This window comes from Prosthecodimorpha staleyi (genome assembly GCF_018729455.1).
Lineage (GTDB): Bacteria > Pseudomonadota > Alphaproteobacteria > Rhizobiales > Ancalomicrobiaceae > Prosthecodimorpha > Prosthecodimorpha staleyi.
This window is the reverse complement of the sequence record NZ_JAHHZF010000002.1, coordinates 522,864-544,195: the sequence shown is the minus strand read 5'-3', so window position 1 is coordinate 544,195 and position 21,332 is coordinate 522,864. Positions and strand designations below refer to the sequence as shown.

18 protein-coding genes are annotated in these 21,332 nt (G+C 71.2%); 13 read left to right on the top strand and 5 right to left on the bottom strand.

The genetic code is table 11. The annotated features are described in order from the left end of the window. Window positions 1–40 precede the first annotated feature (40 nt). From KL771_RS05530 to KL771_RS05510, 5 genes are all read left to right on the top strand, one after another. Window positions 41–1,009 (top strand): ABC transporter permease, encoded by a 969-nt coding sequence (locus KL771_RS05530; RefSeq protein WP_261967539.1) that lies wholly within the window; start codon window positions 41–43, stop codon window positions 1,007–1,009. A gap of 116 nt (window positions 1,010–1,125) precedes the next feature. Beyond that, window positions 1,126–2,151 carry a sugar ABC transporter substrate-binding protein gene (locus tag KL771_RS05525; RefSeq protein ID WP_261967538.1) on the top strand — a complete coding sequence of 342 codons (1,026 nt, stop codon included), beginning with the start codon at window positions 1,126–1,128 and terminating at the stop codon, window positions 2,149–2,151. Between the two features lie 76 nt (window positions 2,152–2,227). Further along, complete coding sequence (locus tag KL771_RS05520; protein ID WP_261967537.1) at window positions 2,228–4,351, top strand: ABC transporter permease; 2,124 nt, start codon at window positions 2,228–2,230, stop codon at window positions 4,349–4,351. After that, complete coding sequence (locus tag KL771_RS05515) at window positions 4,348–5,457, top strand: strictosidine synthase (protein WP_261967536.1); 1,110 nt, start codon at window positions 4,348–4,350, stop codon at window positions 5,455–5,457. Before KL771_RS05520 ends, KL771_RS05515 begins: the two co-directional genes overlap by 4 nt. Beyond that, window positions 5,454–6,950 (top strand): sugar ABC transporter ATP-binding protein, encoded by a 1,497-nt coding sequence (locus KL771_RS05510; protein WP_261967535.1) that lies wholly within the window; start codon window positions 5,454–5,456, stop codon window positions 6,948–6,950. The genes KL771_RS05515 and KL771_RS05510 overlap by 4 nt, the downstream gene beginning before the upstream one ends. A 26-nt stretch (window positions 6,951–6,976) precedes the next feature. Here KL771_RS05510 and KL771_RS05505 read toward each other — a convergent pair whose 3' ends face one another. Then, a complete protein-coding gene (locus KL771_RS05505; protein ID WP_261967534.1) occupies window positions 6,977–7,627 on the bottom strand; it encodes a response regulator in 651 nt (216 codons plus the stop codon). Continuing rightward, entirely contained in the window at window positions 7,624–9,024 is a 1,401-nt protein-coding gene (locus KL771_RS05500) for an ATP-binding protein (protein ID WP_261967533.1), read from the bottom strand. The genes KL771_RS05505 and KL771_RS05500 overlap by 4 nt, the downstream gene beginning before the upstream one ends. A 306-nt stretch (window positions 9,025–9,330) precedes the next feature. Here KL771_RS05500 and KL771_RS05495 point away from each other — a divergent pair, with 306 nt between their 5' ends. The 7 genes from KL771_RS05495 to KL771_RS05465 are packed head-to-tail and all read left to right on the top strand — an operon-like array spanning window position 9,331 to window position 15,926. Then, window positions 9,331–10,344, top strand: a complete 1,014-nt coding sequence (locus tag KL771_RS05495) for an AAA family ATPase (RefSeq protein ID WP_390866537.1) — start codon at window positions 9,331–9,333, stop codon at window positions 10,342–10,344. Then, window positions 10,341–11,291 (top strand): DUF58 domain-containing protein, encoded by a 951-nt coding sequence (locus KL771_RS05490; RefSeq protein WP_261967531.1) that lies wholly within the window; start codon window positions 10,341–10,343, stop codon window positions 11,289–11,291. The genes KL771_RS05495 and KL771_RS05490 overlap by 4 nt, the downstream gene beginning before the upstream one ends. Next, window positions 11,278–11,769, top strand: a complete 492-nt coding sequence (locus KL771_RS05485) for a hypothetical protein (RefSeq protein ID WP_261967530.1) — start codon at window positions 11,278–11,280, stop codon at window positions 11,767–11,769. Before KL771_RS05490 ends, KL771_RS05485 begins: the two co-directional genes overlap by 14 nt. Beyond that, complete coding sequence (locus KL771_RS05480; protein WP_261967529.1) at window positions 11,766–12,887, top strand: VWA domain-containing protein; 1,122 nt, start codon at window positions 11,766–11,768, stop codon at window positions 12,885–12,887. The genes KL771_RS05485 and KL771_RS05480 overlap by 4 nt, the downstream gene beginning before the upstream one ends. Further along, complete coding sequence (locus KL771_RS05475; protein ID WP_261967528.1) at window positions 12,884–13,801, top strand: VWA domain-containing protein; 918 nt, start codon at window positions 12,884–12,886, stop codon at window positions 13,799–13,801. The genes KL771_RS05480 and KL771_RS05475 overlap by 4 nt, the downstream gene beginning before the upstream one ends. Continuing rightward, window positions 13,798–14,658, top strand: a complete 861-nt coding sequence (locus KL771_RS05470; RefSeq protein WP_261967527.1) for a hypothetical protein — start codon at window positions 13,798–13,800, stop codon at window positions 14,656–14,658. The genes KL771_RS05475 and KL771_RS05470 overlap by 4 nt, the downstream gene beginning before the upstream one ends. Window positions 14,659–14,678: 20 nt before the next feature. Further along, complete coding sequence (locus KL771_RS05465; RefSeq protein WP_261967526.1) at window positions 14,679–15,926, top strand: hypothetical protein; 1,248 nt, start codon at window positions 14,679–14,681, stop codon at window positions 15,924–15,926. 40 nt (window positions 15,927–15,966) lie between these two features. Here KL771_RS05465 and KL771_RS05460 read toward each other — a convergent pair whose 3' ends face one another. Together KL771_RS05460 and KL771_RS05455 are read right to left on the bottom strand one after the other, a co-directional pair. After that, a complete protein-coding gene (locus KL771_RS05460; protein WP_261967525.1) occupies window positions 15,967–16,596 on the bottom strand; it encodes a nucleoside/nucleotide kinase family protein in 630 nt (209 codons plus the stop codon). Beyond that, a complete protein-coding gene (locus tag KL771_RS05455; RefSeq protein WP_261967524.1) occupies window positions 16,593–17,201 on the bottom strand; it encodes a TolB family protein in 609 nt (202 codons plus the stop codon). Before KL771_RS05455 ends, KL771_RS05460 begins: the two co-directional genes overlap by 4 nt. Before the next feature lie 155 nt (window positions 17,202–17,356). Between KL771_RS05455 and tal the strand changes: the two genes are divergently transcribed. Beyond that, window positions 17,357–18,310, top strand: a complete 954-nt coding sequence (gene tal, locus KL771_RS05450) for a transaldolase (protein ID WP_261967523.1) — start codon at window positions 17,357–17,359, stop codon at window positions 18,308–18,310. A gap of 89 nt (window positions 18,311–18,399) precedes the next feature. Here the strand turns inward: tal and KL771_RS05445 are convergent, their stop codons facing one another. Further along, window positions 18,400–21,123, bottom strand: a complete 2,724-nt coding sequence (locus KL771_RS05445) for a hypothetical protein (RefSeq protein ID WP_261967522.1) — start codon at window positions 21,121–21,123, stop codon at window positions 18,400–18,402. Window positions 21,124–21,332 lie beyond the last annotated feature (209 nt).

Genomic DNA, 21,332 nt, shown 5'->3' with positions numbered 1-21,332 from the left:
CCGGACGGGATGGGGACTTCGGGCAGGGGAGACGTCGGCGATGGTGCGAGGGCTCAGCCAGGAACGGATCGTTCTGACGATCGCCGTGGTGCTGTTCGTCCTGTTCTCCGTGCTCCTGCCCGGCTTCCTGTCGGCCGGCAATCTCCTGTCGCTGATCCAGAACGTGTCGATCCTCGGCATCCTGGGCGTCGCCATGGCGATCGCGATCATCGGCCGCGGCATCGATCTCTCGATCCTGTCGACCATGCCGGTCTCGGCCGCCTGGCTCCTGACGCTGGTCAATGGCGGCATGCCGATCGGACTCGCCTTCGCCTGCGCGCTCGGCTTCGTCATCGCGGTCGGGATCATCAACGGCACTCTGATCGCCTATGTGGAGATCCCGGCGATCTTCGCGACGCTCGCCATGGGCATCGTGGTCTACGGCTTCGGCAAGGCTTTCATGACGCCAATCGACGCGGTCTATACCGGCCGCGGCGAGTCCTGGTTCTACGCGATCGGCAGCGGCCGGGTGCTGGGCATCCCGGCGCCGGTCATCGTCTTCGCCCTGGTGGCGGCGGCGGCCTTCCTGTTCCTGCGCACCCTGAAGCCCGGCCGCTTCATCTACGGCATGGGCGACAACCCGCTGGCCGCCCGCGTCACCGGCATCCCGGTCCGGCCGATGATCCTGCTGCAATATGTGATCATCTCGATCATCGCCCTGATCGCCGGGATCGTCATGGCGACGGCGCTCGCCGGCATCAACACCCGGCTCGCCCTGTCGACCATGGTCTACGACGTGATCCTGGTCGTCGTGCTCGGCGGCATCGGGCTGGCCGGCGGCAAGGGCGGCATCCGCAACGTGGTCGTCGGCACGCTTCTGATCGGCATCCTGCTCAACGGGATGACGATCATGAACCTGACCTACACCGTGCAGAGCATCCTGAAGAGCGTGATCCTGCTCCTGGCCATCGTGGCCGACACCCTGCTCAACCCTCGGGACGAGCAGACGGCCCAGCATGGCGACATCTAGGGGGGATCGAGGCGGAGGAGGCCCCTCCGTCCCGTCACTCCGAACCCCCGACCTTCCGACCCCCCGGAGCCGGAAGCGGACGTGCAGACCCCAAAACGATAAACTGGAGGAATGCCATGATCGGAAAGTCATTCTGGAGGGCGGCCGCTGCCGCCGCTGTCCTGGCGAGCGTTGCCGGGACCGTCGCGGCCGGCCCCTATGACGACGGCCAGTCGAAGAAATACTACGAGACCATGAAGGGCAAGCGCGTCGCCTTCGTGCCGCTCTCGATGGGCTTCGACCTGACCGAGGGCTGGAATGCCGGCCTGCAGAACCAGGCCAAGGCGCTTGGCTATACGGTCGACGTGCGCGATCCGAACTGGAACGTCGAGGCGGCCGTGCAGGCCGTCAACGGCTTCATCGCCGACAAGCCGGACGTGCTGATCCTGCATCCGCTCGACCAGCAGGCCTATAACCGGCTGGTGCCGAAGGCCCAGAAGGAAGGCATCTACGTCGTCCAGGTGAATCTCAAGTCGGTCGTCAACGGCGACGCCTATGTGGGCACCGACTGGTACGACATGGGCGTCCGCCAGGCCCAGCTGATGGCCAAGACCTGCGGCAAGGCCGCCGGCAAGAACGGCAAGGTGGCGATCATCACCGGCCAGGCGGCGACGCCGACCGTGATCATCGGCAACCAGGGCATGGACGATGTCTTCGCCGAGAATCCGGACATCAAGATCGTCGCCAAGCAGTCGGCCGATTTCGATCCGTCCAAGGCGCAGGCGGTCACTTCGACCATCCTGAAGCAGAACCCGGACCTGTGCGGCATCATCGGCATCTGGGACGGCCAGGATACCGGCGTCGCGGCGGCAGTGCGCGAGGCCGGCATGCTCGATCAGGTCTTCTTCATCAGCCAGGGCGGAGGCAACAAGGCTGCCGCTTGCGACAACATCGCCAACGGCAATTTCGACGCCTATTTCAGCTACGACGTGCCCGGCCAGGGGCGCGATCTGAATGCGGCGGTGAAGATTCTGCTGCAGACCAAGCCGAAGCCGGGCAGCGCCTCCTTCGCGCTCTACACGCCCCTGAAGCTGATCACCAAGGACACCCTGTCGGCCTCCTCCTGCTGGACGCTCGACCAGCTGAAGCGCGACGGCGGCTGAGACCGCGGTCCCTCCGGTCCGATCTCCCGGCCGGCAGCCCATGCCGGCCGGGCCTTCCCTGGTGAGGAGTGACGAGATGGCGGCGTCGGAAGCCTGGACGCGCTGGCGGTACCGCTGGATCCCCGACAAGGTGGTCGGCGAAATCCTATCCAAGAGCTGGATCGACACCCTCATCCCGGGCGTGATCCTGGCGGCGGTGCTCGCCTTCTTCAGCCTGAAGCTGCCCGGATTCCTGAGCGGGTCCAATCTCGGCGACATCGCGCAGATCTACGGCGAGTGTCTGATCGTGATCGTCGGCATCACCTTCGTGATGATGGCCGGCGGCATCGACCTGACGGTCGGCTCGACCTTCGCCTTCTGCAATCTGGCGGCGCTGCTGCTGATCAATTCGATGGAGATGAACCTCGCCCTCGGCATTCCGCTGATCATGCTGATCGGCGGCGCCATCGGGCTGATCAACGGCCTCCTGATCGGCTATCTCGGCATGCGCGCCTTCCTGACCACGCTGGTCATGCTGATCATTGTGCGCGCGATCGTCGACCAGGGCCTGCTCGACTACGGCCAGACCATCAGCCGCGGCTTCAATGCCTCTTCGGCCTGGGAGTTCATGGGCATCGGCACGGTCTTCGGCGTGCCGTCGAGCCTCGTCGTCGCGGCCGTGATCGCGCTGGTCGGCCATGTCGTGCTGACGCGGATGCGCTTCGGCTGGCACGTGATGGCGGTCGGCGGGTCGCGGCGCTCCGCCTACAATGCCGGCATCCGGGTCAAGCGTACCGTCTGCCTGACCTATATGATCTCCGGCCTGCTGACCGGGCTGGCTGCGACCTTCTACGCCGCCCGGCTGACCAGCGCCGGCACCGATGTCGGCAAGGGCCTGGAAGTCACCATGCTGACCGCCGCGGTGCTCGGCGGCATCAGCCTTGGCGGCGGGCGCGGCTCGGTCATCAAGGCGATGCTCGGCGCGGTCATCGTGCTCCTGGTCCAGAACAGCCTGATCCGGATGGGCTTGACCAGCGGCACCAGTTCACTGGTGCTCGGGCTGATCCTGCTCGCCGCCGTCGCGATCGACGTGCGCTGGGTCAAGAACCGGCACAAGATCCTGGCGCGCGCCTATGTCTCGCCGACCTATTTCCGCCTGCCGCCGCTGCCCGCGACGGCCGAGGGCTCCGGCTCGCCCTATGCGCTCAACGACCGTCTGCGCGGCGTCGAGGCGATCGGCCTCGGCGAGCTCGACGGCCCCGAGGACGTGATCTTCGACCGCGACGACAATCTCTATTGCGGCAGCCGGCACGGCGACATCATCCGCTTCTTCGCGCCGGACCATCAGCGCTCCGAGATCTTCGCCCATATCGGCGGCCATCCGCTGGGACTGGCCTTCGATCCGGACGGCAACCTGCTGACCTGCGTCGGCGGCATGGGGCTCTACCGGGTCTCGCCGACCGGAGAGGTCACCAAGCTGTCCGACGAGACCAACCGCAGCCTGCTGTCGATCGTCGACGACAGCCGCCTGCGCCTCGCCGACGATCTCGACATCGCCCCGGACGGCCGGGTCTTCTTCAGCGAGGCGACGATCCGCTACGAGATGTATGACTGGATGGTCGACGCGCTCGAGGGCCGCGGCAACGGCCGCATCATCTGCTACGACCCGCGCACCGGGCAGTCGCGCACGGTGCTGCCGAACCTGCAATTGCCGAACGGCATCTGCGTCGAGCCGGGCGGCCAGTCGCTCCTGTTCGCGGAGACCTGGGGCTGCCGCATCACGCGCTGGCATTTCGACGGGCCCGACAAGGGCCGGCGCGAGGTGGTCATCGACAACCTGCCGGGCTATCCGGACAACATCAACCGCGCCTCGGACGGAACTTTCTGGTGCGCGCTCTGCGGCATGCGCTCGCCGGTGTTCGATCTCGCCCTGCGCATGCCGAGCTTCCGGCGCCGCATGGTGCAGAAGGTCGGCCGCGACGACTGGCTCTATCCGAACATGAATACCGGCTGCGTGATCAAGTTCGACGCCGCCGGGACGATCCTCGACGTGCTCTGGGATCTCGGCGGCGAGGCGCATCCGATGATCACCTCGATCCGCGAGCACAAGGGCCATCTCTATCTCGGCGGCATCTACAACAACCGCGTCGGCCGATACTGCATTCCGGGCGCCGACCCGACCTGGACCTCGAACGCCGCCTATTGGGGAGACCGGTCGTGATCGGTCCGCTGAAGCGCCTCTGGGACGGCTTCCGCGGCAGCGGGGACGCCGCCGTGACCGTGCCGCCGATGGACGGCGCGCTGCGCCCGAACCAGCTCCTGGAGACGGCGCGCCTCGTCGCCGCCGTGCCGTCGCCGGACGACCTCGCCACCGACGGCCGCAGTCTGTTCGTCTCGTCCGGGCCGCGCATCCTCCGGTTGGCCGATGGGGCGAGCACCGTGACGGCCGAGTATGGCGCCGAAATCACCGCGCTGGCGGCCTCGCCGGGCGGACGGATCGCGGCTGCGGTCGCTTCCGACCATCTCGTCGTGACGGAACCGGACGGGGCGTCGACGACGATCGCCCGCCTCGGCGACGGGCCGATGCGCTGCATCACCGCGCTCACCTTCGCGGGCGAGGGCGCGCTGCTGATCGCCCAGGGCTCGGCGCAGCGCGCGGCGGACGGCTGGAAGCGCGACCTGATGGAGCGCCGCAGCGACGGCGCGGTCTGGCGGCTCGATCTCGCCTCCCGGCAGGCGGAGCGCCTGGCCGGCGGGCTCGGCTGGCCGCTCGGCCTTGCACTCGACGCGGCCGGCGGCATCCTGGTCGCGGAAAGCTGGAAGCACCGCATCGTCGCGCTGGCTTCCGCCGAGGCGCCGCGGCCGGTGCTGGCCGATCTGCCGGGCTATCCGGCGCGGCTGCACCGGGACCCGGCCGGCGGCTTCTGGCTCGCCCTGTTCGCCCCGCGCAACCAGCTGATCGAGTTCGTCCAGCGCGAGCCGGCCTTCCTGGCACGCATGGTGGCGGAGATTGACGAGGCCTATTGGGCGGCGCCCTCGCTGCGCCCCTCGGCGACCTTCCTTGAACCGTTGCAGGGCGGCGCGCAGAAGCATCTCGGCATGCTCAAGCCCTGGGCGCCGACCCGCTCCTGCGGGCTGGTCGTGCGGCTCGACGACGCGCTCCGTCCGGTCGCCTCCTATCACAGCCGCGCCGACGGCCGGCGCCACGGCGTGTTCACCTGCCTGCCCTTCGGCGGCAAGGTCCATGCGGCCGCGAAGGGCGGCGACGCGGTGGTCGAGATCGATCCGGCCGTCGTGCCGGCTGCCGGACGGGGAGCCCAGCCATGACGGCCCTGATCGAGATGCGGCAGGTGACCAAGGCCTATCGCGGCGTGCCGGCGGTGACCAAGGTCGACTTCGTCCTGCGCGAGGGCGAGATCCATGCGCTGCTCGGCGAGAACGGCGCCGGCAAGTCGACGCTGACCAAGATGATGTGCGGCGTGACCCTGCCGACCAGCGGCGAGATGCTGCTGAACGGCGCGCCCGTCCGCTTCGAGACGCCGGCCGAGGCGCTGGACAACGGCATCGCCATGGTGTTCCAGGAAACCAGCCTGGTGCCGTCAATGACGGTCGCGCAGAACCTCTATCTGGGCGACGAGCGCCTGTTCAACCGCATCCGCGGCCTGAACATCGCCGCGCAGACCTTCCTGCAGTCGCTGAATTTCAACGTCAATCCGACCCAGCTGGTCTCGGCGCTGGGTGCGGCCCACAAGCAGATGGTCGAGATCGCCCGCGCGGTGCGCAAGAAGGTGCGGGTGATCATCTTCGACGAACCGACCGCCTCGCTGACCCCTGAGGAGAAGCACCATTTCTTCGCCCTGGTGCGGCGGCTGAAGCAGAGCGGCGTCTCGATCATCTTCATCTCGCACGCGCTTGAGGAGGCGCTGGCCATTGCCGACCGCATCACGGTGCTGCGCGACGGCGAGATCGTGGCCAGCGACGACGCCGGTGCCTTCGACCGCGACCGGATCATCCGCGCCATGGTCGGCCGGTCGCTGTCCGGCTCGCTCTACCGGCGCGAGGCCGGCCAGGCGGCGCGGCCGGTCGGCGAGAAGGTGCTGAGCGTGCAGAACGTGTCGATGGGCAGCATCGTGCGCAACACGTCCTTCTCGGTCTATAGCGGCCAGATCACCGGCATGTTCGGCCTGATCGGCTCCGGGCGCACCGAATCGGCCAAGATCATCGCGGGCGTCGCCAAGCGGAACTTCTTCAACGGCGGCGAGGTGCGCCTGCACGACCGCTCGGTCCGCTACCGGGTGCCGCGCCAGGCGGTCGCCGACGGGATCGTCTACGTGACGGAGGATCGCAAGCTCGAAGGCTTCTTCGAGACCATGACCATCCCGGAAAATCTCTATCTGGGCGCGCTGGCGGCCGGCACGGCGGGCGGAATGCTCGTCGACATGGCCGAGATGCGGGCGCTGGCGGCGGAATGGACGCGGACGCTGAATGTCCGCGCGATCAACCCGAATGCGCGCGTGATCGAGCTGTCGGGCGGCAACCAGCAGAAGGTCGTGATCGCCAAGTCGCTGGTGCAGAAGCCGAAGATCATCATCTTCGACGAGCCGACCCGCGGCGTCGATGTCGGTGCGATCGCCGAGATCCACCAGTTCATCAACGGCCTCGCCGACCAGGGGCTGGCCGTGGTGGTGATCTCTTCCTACCTGCCGGAGATCATGAACCTGTCCGACCGCATCCTGGTCTGCCGGTCCGGCCGCGTCGTCGAGGAGTTCGGCCCGGACGAGGCGACCGAGGAGAAGATCATGTACGCGGCTGTGCACTGACGAGGCTGTGGGTGTGATTTAGCCGGCTAAGGCTCCCGTCCATCGAGCACGAGGCCCTCGGCGATCGCCAGCCAGACCAGGTGGGCGTCGGTGCGGGCGCCGAGCTTGGCCTTGATCTGGGAATGGTAGTTCTGGATCGTCTTCAGGCTGAGGCAGAGCGCGTCGGCGATCTCCTCTGCGGCCTGTCCGGACGCGAACATGCGCAGGATCTCGGCCTCGCGCGGGGCCAGCTCGTCGAGCGGTCCGCCGCGCCGGGTCAGCCGCTCGGCGGCGAGATCGGCGGCGATGTCGGCGCTGAGCGCCCGGCCGCCGCGCGCCACCGTGTCGATCGCCCGGATCAGCTCCTCCGGCGGGCTGGTCTTGGTGACGTAGCCGCTGGCGCCGGCCTCGAAGGCCTTGAGGGCGAAGGGCGCGCTCTGGTGCATGGTGAAGACAAGGATGCGGGCGGTCCGGTCCCATTGCCGGATGTGACGGATCGCCTCCAGCCCGCCGGCGCCGGGCAGCGACAGGTCCATCACGGTGAGGTCCGGCGTCGCGCTCTTGAACAGCCGGTAGGCCTCCGCGGCGGTCTCGGCCTCGGCGACGACCCGGTGGCCGGGCTGGCGCTCGATCAGCCGGCGGTAGCCCTCGCGCACGATCGGATGATCATCGACCAGCATGATCGAGAGCGCCGTCATGACGCCACCGCCGCGGCCAGGGTGGATGGGGCGGTCGAAGCGACCGGGATCTCCGCCGAGATCGACAGGCCGCCGGCCGACCGGCCGATCGACAATCGCCCGCCCAGCGCGCGGATGCGTTCGCGCATGCCGGTGACGCCGAGGCCGGGGCTGTCGGACAGCCGCTCGGGCGCGCCGCCGCCGTCATCCTCGACCGTCACCGTCAGGGCCCCGGTCGGCCCGGGGCCGCGGCGGATGCGCACCAGCACGGTCGCGGGATCGCCATGGCGGGCGGCATTGGTCAGGCATTCCTGAACCAACCGGTAGATGCCGAGGGCCTCGGCCGGCGGCGTCGCGCCGAGATCGCCCTCCACGTCGAGCAGGAAGCGGGTGCGGCTGCCGCGATGGCTGTTCCACGATCCGACCAGGCTGCGCAGCGAGGCGGCGAGGCCGACCTCCTCCAGATCCGGCACGCGCAGTCGCGCCAGGGCCCCGCGCAGGGTCGCCTGCATGTCGGCGATCAACCGGCCGATCGAGCGGGCGTCGCGCGGGATGTCGGGCCGTTCGGGCGGAGCGTCGGAGGCGATCGAGGCGGCGAGCGCGCCGCCCGCGGTCAGGCACTGGCCGAATTCGTCGTGGAGTTCGCGCGCCAGCATGCGCCGTTCCTCCTCCTGCACCTCGAACAGGCGCCGCGTCAGCCGGCCGCGCTCCTCGGTCGTGCGTTCGAGCCGCGCGGCCAGGTCGTTGAAGGCGCGGGCGATGCCGTCGAATTCGGCGGTGCCGGAGGCCGGCAGCCGTGCGGCGGCCGCGCCGGATCCGTCGGCGCCGTCCTCGAGATCGCGCAGCGCCCGCACGATGCCGCCGACCGGCCTGAGCGCATGAGCGACCGCGAGCCAGGCGAGCAGGCACATGCCGGCCGCCATCCCGGCCGCCGCCCCGGCGACCAGGCTGACCTGCTGCCAGGCCTGCTCGGTCGCCGCCTGGGTATCGACGCTCGCCCGGATGGTGCCGAGCCGGTGGCCGCGGAACACCACCTCCCGCACCACCGCCTCGCGCGGGGCGGCGAAACGTTCGAACAGCGTCGCGAACCAGGCCGGAACCGTGCCGCCGAGCCCGTCGCGGGCATTGCACAGGCTGCTGTCCGGATCGGTCGGGGTCGAGACCACGATGCACACGCCGGGCAGCACGACGCTGCCGCTCGCCCGCGCGGTCCAGCCCGACAGCAGTTCGGTGCTGGTGACGCCGAGGCTGCCGAGGCCGGGCCGATACATCCAATGCCGCTCCAGCCGGTCGACCGAGATCTCCGCCCCGCGCTGCAGCCGGGCATCGGTGGCGTGCAGCACCCACAGGATGGTTCCGGCGAGCGCGATCAGCGCCACCGCGGCGAGACGGACGGTGATCCGGGCGATCAGGCTCATGGGTTCGAACGCGCTCCCTGCGGGTCGGCCGCGGCACCCGCAGGTGGCCGTGGCGATGCCCGAACGCCAGCGTGATCGGACGGACCCGACCGCACAATCTGCCACGGCCGCCCCCGGTGCGACATGGCGTCTCGCCGGATCGGGAAGAATTCCCAGGGATGGCAGGGCGTCCGGCTCTGGCATCCGCCGCGCGTCGGTGGCCGTATGGAGCGAGGGACGTGCGGAGACGCGTTCGCCGGGAGGGATGGAGACAGCATGGATGCCTTGCCGAGGGCCGAGGGGCCTTTTGCCGATGCGGCGGCGCGGATGCCGACCGCCGCGGCGTCCGTGGGGGTGGCCGGGGCGGCCGATGCGGCGGCGGCCGACGACGCGGCTTCCGCGATCGGCCGGCTGGTCGCGAGCCTTCAAGGCGGGCTGATCGGTCTGGACAGCTTGGTCGAGCGCCTGATCGTCGCGCTGATCGCGGGCGGGCATGTCCTGCTCGAAGGGGCGCCGGGCCTCGCCAAGACGCGGGCCGTCAAGCAGCTCGCCGACGGGCTCGCGGTCGGCTTCGCGCGCGTCCAATGCACGCCGGACCTGATGCCGGCCGACATCACCGGCACCCAGGTCTGGCGGCCCGACCGCGGCGCCTTCGAATTCGTCGCCGGGCCGGTGTTCCAGTCGCTGGTCCTGGTCGACGAGATCAACCGCGCGCCGCCGAAGGTGCAGTCGGCCCTGCTCGAAGCCATGGCGGAGCGCCAGGTGACCGCCGGCGGGCACACCTATCCGCTGCCCGAGACCTTCATGGTCGTCGCGACCCAGAACCCGATCGAGCATGAAGGCACCTTCCCGCTGCCCGAGGCGCAGATCGACCGCTTCCTGCTGCATGTCATGCTGACGCTGCCGGATGCCGGTGCTGAACGTGCGATCCTCGATCTGGTCGAGCGCGAGGGCCGGGCCGGCGCGGAAGCCGCGCCGCACCGGCTCGATGCCGCGACCCTGCTGGCGGCCCGCCGGGCCGCAGGCGCCGTGCATCTCGCTCCGGCTTTGAAGGACTATATCGTCCGCCTGGTCATGGCGACGCGCGACGGCGGTGCCGCCCCCGAGCTGCGCAAGGCGATCGAGCACCCGATCTCGCCGCGCGGCACCCTCGCCCTGGCGGCGGTCGCCCGGGCCCGCGCCTTCCTGCGCGGTCGCGACCATGCATTGCCCGAGGATGTCGCCGAGATGGCGGTCGATGCGCTGGCGCACCGGCTGGGGCTGACCTGGCGGGCGAGCGCGGAGGGCGAGACCGCGCGCGGCCTGATCGGCCGGCTCCTCGAAACCGTCGCGCCGCTGTGACGGCGACCGCTCTTGCCGATCTCGGCCCCGGCGTGGCGCCGGATGCGGAGCATCTGCTCCGGCTGCGCCACTGGGTCCGTGCCGACCGCGCCGCGCCGCGCGCCGCGACCGCTCTCCCAGGCGGCTTCGTGGTGCGCCGGCGCGGGCGCGGCCTGGAGGTCGACGACATCCGCCTCTTCGCCGAGGGCGACGACCTGCGCCATCTCGACCGCAACGCCACCGCCCGCACCGGCGAGCCGCATGTGCGCACCTTCCGCGACGAGCGCGAGCGGACGCTGCTGCTGCTGGTCGACCTGCGCCCGGCGATGCTGTGGGGCACGCGGCGGGCGCTGCGCTCCGCCGCTGCCGTCGAGGCTGCGGCGCTCGCCGGCTGGCGGGCGCTGGAGACCGGCGGGCGGATCGGGCTCCTCGCCTTCGGGGCCGGCGAGCCGGTCTTGGTTCCGGCGCGCGGGCGGGTGCGCGGCATGATCGCCGTCGCCGGCGGACTGGCGCTGGCGCACGACGCCGCGCTGGCCGGGGCGCTCGGGGCCGGCCCGCGGGGCGGGGCCGCGCAGGGGGACGACCGGGCCGACGAACCCAGTCTCGCCGCCGGCCTCAGGATCGCCGCGCGGCTGGCCCCCAAAGGTGCCACCGTGCTGCTGGTCTCGGGCTTCGATCACCCGGGCGCGGATTTCGACGAGGCCGCCGGCCTCATGATGCGCCGCAGCGACCTCGCCGCCCTCGTGGTGGTCGACGCCCTGGAGGCCCGCGCCGACGGCGTGGTCTATCCCTTTCTCGGCACGGCCGGCGCGATCCGGCGCGGCCGGATCGCCGCGCCGTTCGACCGGGCGACCGATCCGCGCTTCCTCACGCTCGACCGGCTCGCCGTCGCGGCGGCGCCGATCCGGGCGGAGGCCGGGCCGGCCGCGATGGTCGAAGCCCTGGAGGCGCTCGATGGCCGCTGCTGAGCCCGCCCCCGGGGCCGTCGTCCCGCTTCCGCCCGGCGCGCTCGCCGGTCTGGTCGACATCCGCGGCCCGCAGCCGACGCTCGAAAGCCTGGCGGCCGACACGGCGATCGCGATCGCGCTCGGGATCTCCCTGGCGATCGTCGCGGGGCTGGTGGCGCGTCCCTTCGTCGTCGCCCGGACGAGCCCGCGGGCACGCGCCCTGGCGGCCTTGCGCGCCGCCGCGGCGCTTCCGCCCGACGAGGCTGCTCCTGCGCTCGCCCGCGCGCTCGCCGACCATGTCGCGGCCCACGGCGGCCCGTCCGGTTCGCTGGCCGATCCCGCGACCCGCGCGGCGCTCGACCGCTTCTTCACCACCGACTGGTTCTCCGGCCCGGAGGCGCAACGCTTCGCCGCCGCGCTCTACCGGCCCGACACGCGTCTCGACGGCCGCGCGATCGCCGACCGGCTCGCCGGCCTTGTCGGAGGGCGGCGGCCATGATCGGCGACTTTTTCGCGAGCCCGCTCGCCCTGCTGCTGCTGCCCCTGCCGCTCGCCGCGCTCCTCCTCCTGCCGCCGGCGGTGGGCGAGGAGGGCGGCGCGATGCGGGTGCCCGAGACCATCGCGGCGCGGCTCGCCGCCGGCATCGGCGCGCGCGTCGCCGGCCGGTCGCGCCTCGGCCTGGCGGGTCTGCTCTGGATCGCGCTGGTCCTGGCCCTGGCCGGGCCGCAGCGGCTGGAGCCGAGCGCGGCGCTGCCGGTCTCGGGGCGCGATCTGGTGCTGGTGCTGGACCTCTCCGGCAGCATGGACCGCAAGGATTTCGAGATCGACGGCACGCCCGCGCGCCGGCTCGATGCGGTCAAGAAGGTCGCGGCCGCCTTCGTCCGCGGCCGCACCGGCGACCGGATCGGCCTCGTCATCTTCGCCGAACGCGCCTTCTTCGCCGCACCGCCGACCTTCGACACCGAGAGCGTCGCGCGCACCATCGAGGCCGCGACCATCGGCATTGCCGGCCGTTCGACCGCGATCGGCGAAGGGCTCGGGCTCGGCCTGAAGCGGCTCGCCAAATCCTCGGCGCCGTCGCGCGTGGTCATCCTGTTGTCCGACGGCGCCAACAATGCCGGCACGGTCGGTCCGCGCGACGTGGCGCTGCTGGCGCGCGATCTCGGCATCCGCGTCCACACCATCGCGCTCGGCGCCAACGAGCTCGGCATGGCCGGCGACGACCCGGATGCGGTCGACGCGGCGACGCTGCGGCGGGTCGCCGAACTGTCCGGCGGCACGGCCTTCCGGGTCCGCTCGACCGGCGATCTCGAAGCCGTCTCGGCTTCGCTCGACGCCATGGAGGCCAACCGCGGCCGGGCCGCGGCCGCGCAGGTGTTCCGCACCTATTGGGTCTATCCGGCCGTGGCGGCGCTGCTCCTGGCGCTCGCGCTCGCGGGGTCGGATGCCGGTCTTCTGACGCGTGCCGGCCTGGCGCAGGCTCGCGGGCCGGTCGTCGGCCGGAGGATGCGGCGCCGGAGCACGGGATCGGCGCCCGATCGGGTCGGCGGTTCGGAAGCCGTGCCGGCCGGCGCGCCCGGGACGGCCCGGCCGGATCGCCATCGGGAGGCGGCATGATCGAGCTCGTCGGACTGATCCTGTTGCGGCCGTTCTGGCTGCTGGCTGTGCCGGCACTGGCGCTGGCCGCCTGGCTGTTGCGCCGGCGGCGGCGCCGGATCGCCGCCGCCTGGACGGAGGCGATCGACCCGCCGCTGCGCGCCGCGCTCGAAGCCCTCGGCCGCGTCGAAGCTGGGGCGCCGCTCCGGGCCTTCGGACCGCCCGGCCTCGCGCTGGCGGTCGCAGCGATCCTCGCCGTAGCGCTGGCCGGGCCGGCGCGCGAGACCCGGGCCGGGGCCAGCTTCCGCAATCTCGACGGCGTCGTGCTGATGGTCGATCTTGGCACCCGGGCAAGCACGCCGGAGCGCCTGCCGGCGGCGCTGATGGCCGCGCGCCTGCTGGCCGAGGCGGCCGGCTCGCGCCCCGTCGCGCTGGTGGTCTATGCCGGCGACGCCTATCTGGCGTCCGGCTTCACGACCGACGCCGACGCGCTCGGCACCACCATCGCGGTGCTCGACGGCGAGACGGTGCCGGATCGCGGCGACCGGCCCGATCTCGCCCTGGCGCTGGGCCGGCGGCTGGTCGCGGAGGCTGGCATTCTGGCCGCCGATTTCGTGCTGGTCGCGCCGGATGTGCCGCCGCGGCCGGCGCTTCTCGCCGGTGCGCGCGCGGCCGCGGCCGGCGGCCATCGACTGTCCATCCTTGTCTCGGCGCCTTCGAGCCTCGGCGCTGCTCTCGAACCGGTCGCCCAACTCGGCGGCGGACGGGCGGCCAGCGTCGCCGATCCGTCGCCGCTGGCGGCGCTGCTCGCCGACCGCCCAGCCAGCCGGCTGGCCGCGACCGGTCTTTCGGCCCTGGTGGTCGAAGACCTCGGACGCTTCGTCCTGATCGCGGCGCTGTTTCCGGCGCTGCTCCTGTTCCGGAGGCGCGGATGATCCGGCTCGCCGTTGCGATCCTGGCCCTGGCGGGCGTTCTGGCGGTCGCGGCGATCGCCGACGGGCGCGCCGCCCTCGGACGGTTGCTGTTGGTCGTCGGCTGGCCCGAGCCTGCGGTCGGCCTGTTCGACCGGCCGGAGGCGATCGGCGCCGCGCTCTACCGGGCGGGCCACTACGGCGAGGCGGCGGACGCCTTCCGCCGGGCGGGCGCGGCCTTTGCCTTCGACCGCGGCGACGCGCTGGCCCGTGCCGGCCGGCTGGCCGAGGCGGTCGAGGCCTTCGACGCGGTGCTGGCCGGCCGGCCGGACGACCGCGATGCGGCCGCCAATCGGGCCCTGGTCGCGGCACTGATCGCCGGTCGCGAGGCCTTGCCGCCGGAAGGGACGATCGACGGCGGGGCGGCGCTGACGGAGAAGAAGTCCCGTGCCGGCGAGGCGCGCAGCGAAGGCGACGAGCAGCCATCCGGCGGCGACGGCATGGCCGGCGATCAGCAGGCCGCTTCGTCGAGCTCGGCCGAGGGCGGCTCGCGGGTGGCGCGCAAGGGGGCGACCGACACCAAGGCGCAGGCGGCGGGCGAGGGGCGTGCCACCGGGGCGGCCACCGACAGCGATGGCGTCGGCAAGGCCAGCGTGACCGATGCGGTCATCGCCAAGGCGTTCGAGGACGTCCGCAAGCGCGAGATGGGCAAAAGCTTCGACGCCCAGGCGATGGCGGCCAACCGCGAGTGGCTGGAGACACTGGCCGATGATCCCGGCCGCTACCTGAAGCTGATCATCGCGGCCGAGCAGACGCGACGGCGCGAGGCCGGTCCGATCCCGACCGAATTGGACGTTCTTTCCGGAAAGGCTTCGCGATGATCCCGGGCCGGATCTCGGTTTTGCAGGCATGCCGTCTGGCCGTCGTGGCCGGAGCGGCATTCGTCCTGGTCTCCGCCGTCGCAACATCCGCGATCCGGGCCGAAACAGCGGACTTCGTCGGGCCCGACGATGCCCGCCTGACCGTGACGATCGATGCGACGGCGCCGGAGCCCTATGCGCGTGAAATGATCCTGGTGCGCATCCGCGGGCTCTATACCGTACAGATGACGCTCGAGACGCTCGACCAGCCCGATCTGACCGACTTCGCCTGGATGCAGCTCGGCCGGGACCGCTGGACCAGCACCACGGCCGAGGGCCGGCCGGCGCGCAGCTTCGAACGCATCATGGCGTTGTTTCCCAAACGGGCGGGCGTCCTGACCGTGCCGTCGTTCCGCCATCACTTGACGTTGCTGGCGCCGGACGGGGCGCGCGTGCCGCACGACGTGGTCTCCGCACCGGTCGCCGTCACCGTGCAGGCCCCGCCCGCGGGCAGCTGGTGGCTGCCGGCGCGCGCCTTGCGGCTGACCGACCGCTTCGATCGCGATCCGACCGCCTTGCCGCCGGGCGAAACCGCGCGGCGGACGGTCACGATCGAGGCTGAAGGCATCTCTGCCGACCAGTTGCCGCCGATCCCCAGCCTCAGGGCGCCGGGCGTGATCGCCTTTCCGGAACCGGAAATGCGCACCAGCCGGCTGACCCGCGAGGGGCCGGTCGCGACCGTCGTCTGGCACTGGACATTGCGGTCGATGACCGGGGAGCCGGCCACCGTGCCGGAAGTGGCCATCCGGTGGTTCGACACGCAGACGCGCAGAAGCGAAGCGGCCATCATGGCCGCCACCACCGTGGCCGCACCGGGCCGGTTCGGCGCGGCGGTCGCCGGAACGGGCGAGAGACTGGCGGCGCTGCGTGCGTTCGCGGTGCCGGGCGGAGTGGCTGCCGGCTTCGCGCTCGGCCTCGGCCTGCTGCTGGCCGGCCGGCGGCTCGATCGGGCGGGGCTTCGCCGGGCGCTGTCCCGGCTGGCGCCCGATCCCGACCGCAACGCCATGCGCCGCGCCGTGCGCGCCGGCGATGCCGCGGCCTTCCGGGCGGCCGCATTGCGCTGGGCGGGCCGGACCGGCTGCGCGCAGGACGCTGAGGTTGTCGAAGCCCTCGCCGGGCTCGGCGTGGCAGTCTTCGGCCGATACGGGCAGGCGGCGGCCCCCGGCGACCTGCGCCGCCGGTTGGGCGCCGTCGATCGCCTGTTGGTCCGGCGCCGTCGCCGGAGGTGACGATCACGGCCGCCACCGTCCCTTGCGGTGGGGACGGGCGTCACAGCACCAGGTCGGCCGCCGCGCTGGCCTCCAGCACCCGCCGGGCGTTCGGCAGGTCGTTGCCGTCGACCTTGGCGGCGATCGCGGCCTCGTCGAAGCCGAGGTCGCGCCAGCGGGCTTCCAGCCGTTCGCGCAGCACGGCTTCTGGAACCTGCAGCATCGCGGTCAGGTCGAGCCAGGGGCGCACCGCGCGCCACGGCGCTTCGTCGAGCAGCAGCCAGTTGCCCTCGACGACGACGATCTCGGCCGCCGGCTCGATCAGTCGGGCGCCGGCGCGGGCGATTTCTATGGCGCGATCGAAGACCGGCACGGCGACCGCAGCCTCGTCGCGTGCTGCCAGGCGCTTCAGGCATTGCACCAGGCCGGCCACGTCGAAGGTCTCCGGGGCGCCCTTGCGCGGGCGCATGCCGGCCGGGTCGAGCACCGCGTCGTCATAGTGGAAGCCGTCCTGGGAGAGCAGCGCAGCGCGACCCGGGCGGGTGGCCTGGAGACGGGCGACCAGGGCCTCCGCAAGGGTCGACTTGCCTGAACCCGGCGGCCCGACGATGCCGACCAGAAGGCGCCGTCCGGTCGCCCGGGTTTCGATGGCGGCGGCCAGCGTGGTCACGCGATCGGCAAGGTCCGTCATGGCGCCCGGCCGCCCTGCCGCGCGAGCCAAGCCCGCGCCTTCGATCCGCTCTGCGTGATCGACGCCGCCGGCCGGGAGAAGCTGTGCCGGGAGACCAGGAGGTCGCCGGTCAACCGTCCGGAGCGGATCGCCTCGACGCTGTTGCCGTCGACCACGAAGGTCGGGCGCCCCCCGGCCAGGGCGACCCGGTGCACGGCATCGGAGACCGCCCAGGCCCTGGCCAGGAAATAGACGGACTTGCCGTCCGCAGCGAAGGCCGGGTTGTTGATGCCGAGGAGGTTGGTCTTCGGCTCGGCCCCGCGCTCGGGGGCGACCAGACGGCGCTCCGGTCCGCCCTCCGCGGCGACCAGCATCAGCGCCACCGGCTGGCCTTCGTCTTCGTCCGCGTCGGGCTTGCCTTCGGGGCGCAGGAAGGCGACCTGCCGACCGTCCGGCGACAGAACCGGATCGCGGTCCCCCGGTCCGGCCGAGACCACGCGCCGGCTGCCATCGGCGGCGATGACGACGATGCGGCCGTCTTCCGCCGCGAGGCGAATGGGATCGGCCAGGGCGGCGCCGTTGAGAAGGATCAGGAGGGCGACGGCGTATCCGGGCAGGGCGGTCATGACAGTCTCCGACGGCATCGCGCCAGCATGACGGCCGGGCCGGGCGTCGGCAACCGCCTGATGACTGCGGCCGACGCGGGGGGCCTCGGCGCGTCAGCGGCCTTGTCCCGCTTCGCGCCTGCGGCTATGCGGAAGGCTGTCCAGGAGAGGTCCCCATGGTGTCGAAGCTCGATCAACTGCGCAGCATGACCACCGTCGTCGCCGATACCGGCGATATCGGCGCGATCCGCGCGCTCCGGCCGGTCGATTGCACCACCAACCCGACACTGGTCCTGAAGGCGGTCGACACCGACGCCGGCCGGGCGCTGCTCGACGAGGCCCTGGCCTGGTCGGCCGGGCTTGGCCTGGCCGGCGAGGCGCGGATCACGGCGGTGGCGGACCGCCTGGCCGTGTCGATCGGCGCCGAATTGGCCGCGCTGGTTCCCGGGCGCGTCTCGACCGAGGTCGATGCCGATCTCTCCTTCGACACCGATGCCACCGTCGCCAAGGCGCGCGCCATCGTCGCCGCCTATGCGGAGCGCGGCATCGGCCGCGACCGCATCCTGATCAAGATCGCCGCCACCTGGGAGGGGATCCGGGCCGCCGAGATCCTGCAGCGCGAGGGCATCGACTGCAACCTGACCCTGATCTTCTCGCTGGTCCAGGCGGTCGCCTGCGCGGATGCGGGCGCCTATCTGATCTCGCCCTTCGTCGGCCGGATCCTCGATTGGCACGTCAAGGCGGCGGGACGCAGCTTCGGGTTGGAGGAGCATCCCGGCGTGCAGTCGGTGCGCGCGATCTACCGCTATTTCAAGGCCTACGGCATTGCCACCGTGGTGATGGGCGCCTCGTTCCGGTTGATCGGCGAGGTCGAGGCTCTGGCCGGCTGCGACCGGCTGACGATTTCGCCCGCCCTGCTCGACGCGCTCGCCGCCGACCAGGGCACGCTGACGCGCCAGCTCGATCCGGCCGCGGTCGGCGAGGCGCCGGAGCGGTTGACGCTCGACGAGCGCGCCTTCCGCTGGCGGATGAACGAGGACGCCATGGCGAGCGAGAAACTCGCCGAGGGCATCCGGCTCTTCGCCGCCGACCTGCGCAAGTTGCGCAGTCTGGTCGCCGCCCGGCTATAGGATCGTCTGGCGGGCCGGTCGAGAGCTCGGGGCCGGCAACGCGGCCCCGCAGGGCCGCGACCATCGGCGAGGCGGTCGCCCGCTAAGGCTCAGACCGCACCCAGAATCAGGCGGAATTCCTTGACGAAGCGCTCGGCGGACGAGCGTTCCGCCACGCGGGCCATGATGGCCAGAACATCGTCCCACAGCGGCGTACCCCAGGCCGCGTGAACGCGGTCGATCGCCGCCAGGATGTCGTCCGGCGCCAGGGACGCTGCCGTGAACGGATAGTCGGCGCCCAGATAGTATTGCGCCTCCCGATTTGCGGCGTCGACGATCACCGCCGCGCCCAGATGGGCGGCCGTGAAGCCCTTCAGGAACGGTTTGCAGCTTTCGTCCTTGCGCGGCAGGCGGACGGCATAGTGGCACTCGAAGTCGCCGATCCTGTCCAGCCAATCCGTACCGGAGCGCTGCGTGTCGATGGGCACGATGGTGACGCGCTCGGCGATGCCGGGCGTCAGCACCGTGTTGGGAAGCTCGCCGAAATAGCCGATCCGCGGCGCGGCGGATGGAGCCCTGCCGTGGCCGGCGGGCAGGCGAGGATCGACGGTGTGGGTCAGATGATAGCGCGGCGTTGCCGGAAACTGCTCGGCCAACTCGCAATAGCCTTCGATCGACGAGGCGATCAGCCCGTCGAGCAGAGGGACCAATTCGGGCCGCGCCGGCAGGTCGACGAAATCGGCCAGGACCCGGTTGCCGCGCTCGGCGAGGGCGGCGATGCGCTCCGGCGTGATCGTCTGCAGCAACCCCTTGGTCAGGATGACCACCTCGTCGGCCATCTCGAAATCCGACCGGATCGCCACGTCGACGCCGTGCGCGCGCAGGATGTCGACGGCCTGGAAGCCGCGCATCACCGTCGTGCCGGTCGTCCGCCTGTCCTGCGCAAATAGGATGCTGCACCGGCGGTCTCCGGCCGCCAGCGCGGGACGGCTGGCGGCGCCCGGGATCGCATGGGCGATCTTGCGGATCCAGGCGTTGCCGCGGGCATTGCCGTAGACCGGCGGCATGATGGCCGGCCGCTGGGCCTCGAGATGGAACAGGGCACCGAGGCTGATCTGGTCGCGCGTTGTGGTGCATTCGATTTCCGCCCACCAGGCGGCCATCAAGCGGCGGACATCGGTACTTTCGTGGCGACGCCACAGGATCGACGCTTCGATCAGTCCGGTGCGCGGCGGCACGCCGGAGTTGAGATAGCGCGCTGCCTGGGCGTAGAGCGGTTCGGGCTGGTACTTGCCGGCGATGTGGACCGCGAAGCATTCGTCGATGAGGCTGGCCCGCTCGGGATGGGCCCAGGCGACGAAATCACAGCCGATCAGGAAGCGGTCGAACCACGGCCCGAGTTCGCCGGCCAGCACCGAGCAGGCATCGACATGGAGCGAGTAGTCGTAGCCGTGAAGCGCTTCCCACGGAAACAGCTTGTAGCGCTTGGCTTCGAGATTGTCGTTGTCGGTCCGCCGCGGGACCGTGCGGACCTGCCAGCCGTCGGCATCCACCGGTTGGTCCGTGAAGCAGATGTAGTCGATGCCCGGGGTCGGCGCCAGAACCGGCGGCAGGCGGTCGTAGGGACCGAACAGCGCCGTATAGACGGCGATGCGCGGCCGATCGGGGGCCGGCCCGGGCGGCCTCGGCGCGACGGTCTCGAACAGGGCTTCGTTGTGATCGCCGTCCAGGGTCAGGACGTGTTGGCGCAGGGAGCGCACCCCGAGATCGCCGGAGAGGTCCGCCGGCAGTTCGGAGGCGAGGACGAGGGCTTCGTCGACCAGGCCGACATGGAACAGGCATAGGGCGCGCGCCATGGTGCGCCAGACCGAATAGCCCTGCCCGCGGGGCTCGGTCGGAGCCTCGAATTCGAGCTCGGCCAGGGCGGCCGCATAGCCGTCGAGCCGGATCCGGGCTGCAAGCGCGACGATGCGCTGGTCCCAATCGTCGAGCGCCCTCATGATGGCGACCGGATCGAGCCCCTCGGTCAGCCAGAAGGAGACGATGTCGAGATCCGCCGGCGCCGGACCGGGCAGCATGCGGCGCAGCCGGCCCAGATCGAAATCCGGCAACGGCAGCCGACCCTCGCGGTGCCCGGCGGTGAGATAGTGGGCGAGCGGATTCCAGCCCGTTTCGGCGACATCCGGATTGGCGTGCAGATAGTAGATCTGGTCGAAGCACGGATGCGGCTGCACCTCTTTCCAGCCGTGCCCGGTCAGGTAGTGAAGGACCGGATCGCAGTCCGTCTCGCCCCTCTCGGCGAACCGCCTGGCCAGAAGCGCGGGGTCGACCATCGGGTGCGGAGGAATCTGCGCTCGTTCCGGCAGGGCGAGATATTGGGCGAGCGGTTCGCGGTCGGGCGAGATCAGGCCTGCCTTGATCAGATGGACCGGATTGAACAGAGGATGGGCGGTGACGCCGTCGCGCCAGGCGCCGGCCAGATAGCGGGCGAGCGGCGGCTGATCCGTTCCGAGCTGACGCGCAAGATGTTCCAGGTCGACGTAGGGATGCGGCGAGCGCCGCTCGAAATGACCGTGGAACAGGAAATGCTCGATCGCGTCGAGATCCGAATGGGTCACGTCGGGGTTGCGGCGGCGATACCAAACGGGGTCGAACAGCGGATGCGGCGACAATTCCTTCTGCCGGCCGACGGTCTCGAAGTGATGCCGCTCGCGACCGGGGGGGATCGGCTCGGATATCTGGGCGCGGTACCAGTCGGCATCGAACAGTTCGAAGGCCGCGGCGCTCAGCGGCCTGCGTTTGCGCCGGAACAGTTTGGAAATGTCGAATGCCATAGGTTCGCAATCTCGGGTTGCCGAATCCGGGGTGCGGTAGAGTCCTCTAACTCTGAGTGGCAAATCCTCCCTGCCTGCGATAGCGGCCGCGGGCGCCGATGGCAAGCATGCCGGAACTTTGGATACAGGATGTTACGGAGATCGTGCCCCGCGATCCGGAGCTATGCCTGAAAGTATCGCCGCAACACGGCACGATGGCGACATCCTGA